The 5,000-nt window shown below is 65.8% G+C and carries 5 protein-coding genes and 1 pseudogene (1 of these 6 running past the window's edge); 3 read left to right on the top strand and 3 right to left on the bottom strand.

The window, feature by feature from the left end; translation table 11 throughout:
- A protein-coding gene (locus tag ATE71_RS19790; protein ID WP_058805063.1) for a lipopolysaccharide biosynthesis protein crosses the window boundary here: on the top strand, positions 1-1,521 show its 3' portion. The gene continues 12 nt to the left of window position 1, outside the view; the window shows 1,521 of its 1,533 coding nt (coding positions 13-1,533); its start codon lies off the left edge, out of view; it ends in the stop codon at positions 1,519-1,521.
- Here ATE71_RS19790 and ATE71_RS19785 read toward each other — a convergent pair.
- Entirely contained in the window at positions 1,506-1,931 is a 426-nt protein-coding gene (locus ATE71_RS19785) for a CBS domain-containing protein (protein WP_058805062.1), read from the bottom strand. The two genes, ATE71_RS19790 and ATE71_RS19785, sit on opposite strands and share 16 nt — an antisense overlap.
- Before the next feature lie 126 nt (positions 1,932-2,057).
- Here ATE71_RS19785 and ATE71_RS19780 point away from each other — a divergent pair, with 126 nt between their 5' ends.
- Together ATE71_RS19780 and ATE71_RS19775 are read left to right on the top strand one after the other, a co-directional pair.
- Positions 2,058-2,366 carry a hypothetical protein gene (locus ATE71_RS19780; protein ID WP_058805086.1) on the top strand — a complete coding sequence of 103 codons (309 nt, stop codon included), beginning with the start codon at positions 2,058-2,060 and terminating at the stop codon, positions 2,364-2,366.
- Positions 2,356-2,748 (top strand): acyl-CoA thioesterase, encoded by a 393-nt coding sequence (locus ATE71_RS19775; RefSeq protein ID WP_058805061.1) that lies wholly within the window; start codon positions 2,356-2,358, stop codon positions 2,746-2,748. Before ATE71_RS19780 ends, ATE71_RS19775 begins: the two co-directional genes overlap by 11 nt.
- 6 nt (positions 2,749-2,754) lie before the next feature.
- Here ATE71_RS19775 and ATE71_RS19770 read toward each other — a convergent pair whose 3' ends face one another.
- Both ATE71_RS19770 and ATE71_RS19765 read right to left on the bottom strand, forming a co-directional pair.
- The gene (locus tag ATE71_RS19770) at positions 2,755-4,365 is read right to left on the bottom strand and encodes a DUF4139 domain-containing protein (protein ID WP_235588086.1); all 1,611 of its coding nucleotides are present in this window, start codon (positions 4,363-4,365) and stop codon (positions 2,755-2,757) included.
- A pseudogene (locus ATE71_RS19765) lies at positions 4,362-5,000 on the bottom strand (hypothetical protein); the annotation flags it as partial. The gene ATE71_RS19770 and the pseudogene ATE71_RS19765, both read right to left, overlap by 4 nt.

Here is a 5,000-nt window from a genome sequence, read left to right as displayed (position 1 = left end):
AGCGCGGAATTCAAGGGCTCTACCCTCGACGGCGAGAGCAAGGAGGCCTTTGGAAGCCGTGTGAGGAGCGCGGTTATCTGGCGTTCGGGAAGCCAGATTCTCGCGCAGATCATCACCTGGGCATCGACTTTGCTCGTGATTCGCTTGCTCGATCCGTCGGATTATGGGCTTTTTGCGATGACCCAGGTGGTCCTCGCCTTCCTCGCCTTCCTGAACGGCTGGGGATTCGCGAGCGCATTGGTGCAATCCGATTCGATCGACCCGTTCCGAATCAGGCAGGCCTTCGGCCTCCTCCTCCTCCTCAACGGCTTGCTTGCCGCGATCCAGTTCTTCGGCGCCCCGATCGCCGCGGCCTATTATGGGCAACCGATGGTCGCCGACCTGCTTCGCGTGCAGGCGCTGCTGTTTCTCGCGACGCCCTTTATCGCGCTCCCCGAAGTGATGATGAGCCGCGCGCTCGATTTCCGGCGCCAGGCGGTCGTTAACCTGGTCGCCGCGCTCGCGGGTGCGAGTACCGCGCTTGCGTGCGCGCTCGCGGGCTACGGAGTGTGGACGCTTGTCTATGCGCCGCTCGCGATGTTTTGGACGCGTGCGATCGGACTAACGCTCGTCGCGCGGCTGCTCGTCTGGCCGAGCTTCAACTTCAAGGGCTGCGGCCAGATCATCGGGTTCGGATCGGCGGTCCTCTTCAGCCAGCTATTCTGGCTGGTGCAAAGCCAGTCGGACATTTTCATCGCCGGCGGTCGATTCGAGCCGCATGCGCTCGGCCTTTACGCCGAGGCGCTGTTCCTCGCGCAGATCTTCATGGCAAAGTTCGTGCCGCCGCTGAACGAGGTCGCCTTTCCGGCCTATGCGCGAATCAAGACCGAAATGGCGGCGGTGCGCTGGAGCTTCCTCAAGACGGTGCGCGTATTGATGCTCGTCGCCGCACCCTTTTACTGCGGGCTCGCGGTGGTCGCGGCACCGATGGTCGAAACGCTCTTCGGCGCGAAATGGCTGGGGATGGTGCCCTACATCCAGCTGCTGTCGCTCGCGCTGATCATGATGACGGTACAGATTCTTTTCGCACCCGTCACCAACGCGCTCGGCAAGCCGTCGATTTCGATGTTCACCGCGATGAGCGGGGCGGTCCTCTTCCCCGTCGCCTTTCTGGTCGGTGCCGAGTGGGGCCTGATCGGCATGGCCTGGGCCTGGCTGGTCGCAGCGCCGCTCCTGCTGCTCGCGACCGCGCGCCTGTCGGCTCCGCTAATCGGCGTGACCCTGTGGGACATCGCGCGGGCGATGCTTCCGGGACTCGCGCCCGCGCTCGTGATGGCGATCGGCGTCGGTTTCGCGGCCCAGGCGATTGCGCCGCTCGGCCTTGCCGCGCCAGTACGGCTCGCTGCGCTCGTCGCGCTCGGCGTCGCCTTATATGGCGCGCTGCTCTGGCTGCTCGAACGCGACGCGATCGACGAGATGGTCCGGCTGGTGCTGCGCCGCCGTCCTCCGGCCGAAGAGGTGCCGAATCAGGAGGCGATATAGTCGCGCATCGCCGAGGCTTCGGCCTCGATCTTGTCGATGCGATATTTGACGAGGTCGCCGATCGACACGAATCCGACGAGTCGCCCGTCGTCGACGACGGGAAGGTGCCGGATGCGGCGCTGCGTCATCTGCGACAGAGCCCCGATGACAGCGGTTCGCGAATCACAAGTGATCGGCGATTTGGTCATCACTTCGTCGAGCTGGCGGTCGAGCGCCTCGGGCCCATAGGACGACATCAGCCGGACGAGGTCGCGTTCGGAAAAAATGCCGACGATCGCCTCGCCTTCCATCACCGGCACCGCGCCGATGCGATGCTGGGCGAGCAGGTCGAGCACCGCGCGAACCGTGTCGTCCTTGCGCGCCGAAATTATGGGGCCCGTGCGCCCGTGCAGGATCGCTCCGATCGTCATTCCATGCCGCTCCCATGCTGATTCTCTGGAAGGCAAAGCCTATCATGATTCGCGGCAAAGCCGAAACGGGCGGGCGCATCCCATTCGCGCTTGGCCTTGCCCGCCGGCTGGTCCATGGAAGCGCCCATGGTCAAACGCTCCCCGCTCGACGACGGCGACACATCGAAGGTCGCCTGGGCGCGCTATCGCCGCCTGATGAAAGGCATGGCGCTGGTGTCGCTGCTCGCCGTGGTCGGCGCGCTCAGCTGGCTTCGCGTCTCGATGGGCGACCAGCTGACCATCCATATGATCATCGCGACCGCCGCCGGCGTCGGCCTTTCGGTCCTGCTCGGCGCCGCGCTGATGGGCCTCGTCTTCCTGTCGAGCGGCAGCGGCCATGACGAGGCGATCGAAGATCCTTTCGAAGACGATCCGGATATGAAAAATGAACGATAAAACCGAAGCCGATTGCCCGCGCGACCCGATCCTTCGCGTCGTCCCCCGCCCCGCCGACATCAACGCCAACGGCCATATCTTCGGCGGCTGGGTCCTCTCGCAGATGGATATCGCGGGCGGCATCGTCGCCGGGCGCGAAGCGCAGGGCGCCGTCGCGACGGTGGCGATCGAATCGATGGAGTTCATCGCGCCCATCCTGCTGCGCGACATCATCTCGGTCTATGCGACGCTCGAGCGGCGCGGGCGCACTTCGATGGGCATCCGAATCGAGGTAATCGCGACGCGCGACGGCGGCCGGACCGAGGAAAAGGTGACGGGCGGGCTCTTCACCTTTGTCGCGCTCGACGAGAATCATCGCCCGCGCGCCCTGCCGCCCGCCTGATCCGGATCAGTCGCGCACGTCCTTTTCGACAAAGGCGAGCGCGAGGCGATCGTTCGCGGGCACGCGCACGCGCCAGAACCAGCTGCGCCCCCGCTGCTCCGCGCCCTCGGGCACGGGATCGAGCGCGAAGGGAAGCTCCAGTTCGACTTCCGCCTCGGCGGGCCGATCGTTGCTGATCGTCACCTGCCAGTCGCGCCGCTTGCCGTCGCGATCGGTCGTCTGGACGACGCGATACAGGACGCCGCTGCTTTCCCCGATGCCCAGATCGATTCGCTCGTCGACCGCCTTGTCCGCCGTCGCGACTTCGCCAAGCAGCAGGCGGTCGCCGCGCACCGTATCGAAAATCGCGACCTCGCCGGCGGGCAAGGCAAGCCCGAGTCCGTCGGCCTTGCGATTCCACATCCGCATCATGACGCCCGCAGCGCGAAAATCGCCCCGGCCGGGATTGCCGACATAGGCCGTATACAGATGGTCATAGACCACGCGGTCCCGCGCCAACAGCGCAACCTGCTTTTGCTGCTTCGCCGCGACGTCGGTGCGAAAGGGCAGCCGATATTGTTTGAGATCGCCCAGGTCCTCCTGCTTCGCGAGATGCTCCGGATTGATCACCGACACGGCAACCGGCGAATACATCGACAATTCGGGTACACGCGGCGGTGCCATGACGAGAATCTCGTCGCCATAGCCGCGCTGATAGCCACCCTGCGATCCGCGGACCGGAACCACGTCGGGCAGCGCCCACAAGGGATGCGTGCTGGTGATATCCATCGGCCAGCATGTGAGTCGCAGCGGCTCGGCATCGCTCTCAGAAAGTTCCGCCCCTCGCTGCTTTTCGAGCCGGCCCGCTATCACATTGAGCTGCGCGCCCGAAAAGCTTGTCGCGCCGCCGTTGGCGACGGTGATCCAGCCCGTTATGCCAAGCGTCCCGCCGTCGGGCCGGTGATCGGCAACATAGCTCGCCGCCCAGTCGAACCCTTCGGCCAGATAGAGAAGCTGCACGGTCACCGTCTGCGGCCGGTCGCTCGCCACCAGCACCGACAGCGTCGGCTTCGCCGACAGGTCTTTCGGCACGCCGCCATAGCTCATTCGTTCGGGCAGCCCCGAACAGCCGAGCGCCTCATAGCCCTCGGCGGTCCGCACCAGCACCCCGCCGTCGGGGCCGGCCTGAAGAATCGCGTCCTGCCGCCGCACCTTGCCCGTCGCCCGGTCGGTGCGTTGCAGCGTGACGCGGCGCTTCAGATAGGCATCGACCAACCCGCCGGGCGAAAGAAGCCGGGCATCGCGATTCTTTTCGATCACACCGCCGGGCAGCCCCCCGATCACGGCGGTCTCGGGCAGCAGCCCCTCGGCAACCCCTTCGAATCGTACCGCCGCGGTTCCGGCGGGCAGGCGGATCGTGCGCGTCTCGCTGATGAAGGCGAAACCTTCGGGCCAGTCGGGATCGATACCGCCCGACGACCGGTTCGGCGCGCGATAGATGGTGACCGCCACATCGTCGATCGCGGTCGACCGCACCACCGCCGGCGAATCATCTGCCCGCGCCGGAGATAAAATGCCGGCCAGCGTCACCACCGCAAGCATACCCGCGAATCGCTCGCGGCCCGCCGCGCGGCTCACCCGTTCTTCAGCTTCTGCCGAAACGTCTGGATCAGGCTGTCGTTCGCCGGCACGCGCACGCGCCAGACCCAGCTCGACCCGCGCCGTTCCCATCCTGCCGGCTCGGGATCGAGCGCGAAGGGAATCAGCATTTCGATTTCGGCATCGAAGGGCCGCGAATTGGTCAGCGTGACCTCCCAGATCTGATATTCGCCCTTGGCGTCGCGATCCTTGACCAGCGCGCGAAACTGGACCGCCGGACTGCGGCCGATATCATAATCGACGCGCTCGTCCTTCGCCTTGTCGCCGATCGGCGCCTCACCGACGAGAAGGCGGCGACCCGCGACCGTTTCGAACACCGCGGTGGTGCCGGCCGGAAGCGCGAGGCCGAGCCCGTCCGATTCGCGATTCTGTACGCGCAGCCGCATCACCAGCGGCTGCGGCGATCCATTGTCATAGAGCGTGCCGGCATAAAGCTGCTCGACCGCGACCTTGTCCTTCGCGAGCAGCGCGACCTGTTTCTGCCCCTTCGCCGACACGTCGACACGAAAGGGTATGCGATAGAATTTAAGGTCGCCCAGATCCTCGGCGGGCGGCAGGCGGAAGTCGATCGGGCGCGACGACGACGGCGCGGGCGACGGGTTCCCGTTTTCTTG

The organism is Sphingopyxis sp. H115, assembly GCF_001468465.1.
Lineage (GTDB): Bacteria > Pseudomonadota > Alphaproteobacteria > Sphingomonadales > Sphingomonadaceae > Sphingopyxis.
This window is presented reverse-complemented; position numbering and strand designations above follow the sequence as displayed.